Source organism: Bathymodiolus azoricus thioautotrophic gill symbiont (genome assembly GCF_001298715.1).
GTDB lineage: Bacteria > Pseudomonadota > Gammaproteobacteria > PS1 > Pseudothioglobaceae > Thiodubiliella.
Window position 1 is genome coordinate 1 of record NZ_CDSC02000280.1, and the last position, 2,118, is coordinate 2,118.

Here is a 2,118-nt window from a genome sequence, read left to right on the forward strand (position 1 = left end):
GGAAATTAGCAACGACCCAGATTTATATTTTTACAATGGAATGGCTGCACATATCAAAAAAGATGGGGATTTAAACAAATTAAAGGAACTATTTACTGATAATTCTACATGGAAATATATTGAGAATAAATGTAAATATTATGCTTCTGGATATTTCGGTTTAGGAAAAAATTATTTGGATAATTTTAGGTGCGTTAAGCACTCAAAATAGCACTTGTAATACCCCATTTTTCGTGGAATAGGGGGACCGCCTTGAATTCAAAAACCAAGTGCAACACTATTACTGTTCTCAGTTAAAACCCTGCGCATCATATCCTCTGGAATTTTAAAGTCAAATCTTTTTCTAGGTCGAGTATTAAGCAACCGAGCAATTTCATCTAAATCTTTTTGACTGCAGAGTGATAAGTTCACGCCCTCTGGCAAGTATTGACGGATTAAACCATTGGTGTTTACTTGACCATTGTTACGCTGGATGAGCGTATCTCAAAACTCAGGAAAGTTTTCGAGTAAAATGAAAAATTTTAAGCAAAAGTAAAATAGTAAAATAAAATTCAAAATGAATCCAATATCCTATAACACAAACCTTATTCGCATTTCACTATTAAGCATTGCCTTAACCCACACAGCCATTGCAGGCGGACCCATTGATGGACACAGCCTAATGGATGATTACTTACAAAACAAAGCATCAGCAAGTACTGATCCTGCCACTCCCCCAACCGCTATCAATATTTCTAACGATGCTTTGGTTTTTAACCGAGGTGCCACTGGTGTGGATAACGATGATTTTGATGAAAAATTCTCACTTGCTAAAACACTTACAAGCATTCGCAATAGTAGTGGTGCTACAACGAGTAGCTCTAACACTCAACTCCTAAATAGCTTGCGAAACACATTTAAGGTTAATTCAAAAACCAATGGCCTTGTGAAAATGGATTTACAAAAAAGAGAAAAAGAAGTCTCTGTTTCAGCTATGTCGCCAAGTGCAATATTCAACCGTTTCGACCTAAGTGCCAGTAATGGCCAGCATTGTGGCGAATACCGAATTGTTTATCATAAAAATAATGGCGACAGATTCTTTCTAAGCTTTGAGGCTCGATACCCAAACCCAGAGCCTAGTAGGGGCAAAAGAGGGTGTTTTGCGGTAGTAGATTTTTGGAAAAAAATAGGCGACATGAGTAAAGCAGATGCGCTAGTGCAACTAGAAAAGTTCTTTTACAAAGGGTTAACACACAGGGGTGTTAAATTGCCTGTAGCTATTAACTTTACCCACTACACCCATGGCACAGGTCAAGTGCGTTCTAACTCGTTCTTTCAAAGTCCATGGCAACTTAGAGAATTTAAAACCGACATCAATGCCAAGGGAGAGGCTGTTTTTGTCGCTGATACCGTTAAATTCAACCCATTAGCTGAGCTCTTTGCCGATGAGAAGAGCTTAGATTCAGATGCGTTAAAGGCTTTGAGGATTTACTTCAATCATGATTTTGATACTTATGTTGATAACTTGTTAGCACCTGAAAGGCGTGCAAGTAATCCTAGTGCTAGCGATATTATTAATGGCATTAGTTTGAATAGTGCTAACCACTACAATGAATTCCAATCAGATGCAAATACAAATGATAATACCGCTAACGGTAACAAAAAAAGTTTAAACACAATCATCAGCAACAAACTAAGCGCATTAAATTTGTCAAATTATAATGCAAAAATGATTAGAAACCGTGCTGAAGCAATGAGTTGTGGCGGTTGTCATCAAAACAGTAACGATACAGAAATTGCCCCGAATGTTAACTGGCCAAAAAGTGCATCTTTTGTTCATGTTAACGAGCAAGGTGTTCTGTCCTCAGCATTGACTGATCAATTCTTACCTGCTCGATCAGCTTTATTAAAAGATTATTTGCAAAAAATAACAGAACCAATGTGGCGCTTTGCTGAGGTGGATTATTCTAGTACTTATAATGATTTTGGTGGATATTATAATGCGTCATCTTATCCAAATAGATCTGCTTTTGCCGTTCTTCAAGCCGATGGCTCAATCAAGGCGTGGGGTAAGTCAAATGCTGGAGGCACAAACGCACCCACTGACAAAGGCTATACCAAATTATTCAACTAATGATG

General features: G+C 37.8%; 1 protein-coding gene and 2 pseudogenes. 2 read left to right on the plus strand and 1 reads right to left on the minus strand.

What is annotated here, in order from left to right; translation table 11 throughout:
• Positions 1-211, plus strand: a pseudogene (locus BAZSYMA_RS09970) (hypothetical protein); the annotation flags it as partial.
• Positions 212-258: 47 nt separating this feature from the next.
• On the opposite strand, the pseudogene BAZSYMA_RS10400 reads toward BAZSYMA_RS09970, so the two are convergent.
• A pseudogene (locus BAZSYMA_RS10400) lies at positions 259-471 on the minus strand (IS30 family transposase); the annotation flags it as partial.
• A gap of 85 nt (positions 472-556) precedes the next feature.
• Here BAZSYMA_RS10400 and BAZSYMA_RS05470 point away from each other — a divergent pair.
• Complete coding sequence (locus tag BAZSYMA_RS05470; protein ID WP_090716484.1) at positions 557-2,113, plus strand: hypothetical protein; 1,557 nt, start codon at positions 557-559, stop codon at positions 2,111-2,113.
• Positions 2,114-2,118: the final 5 nt, after the last annotated feature.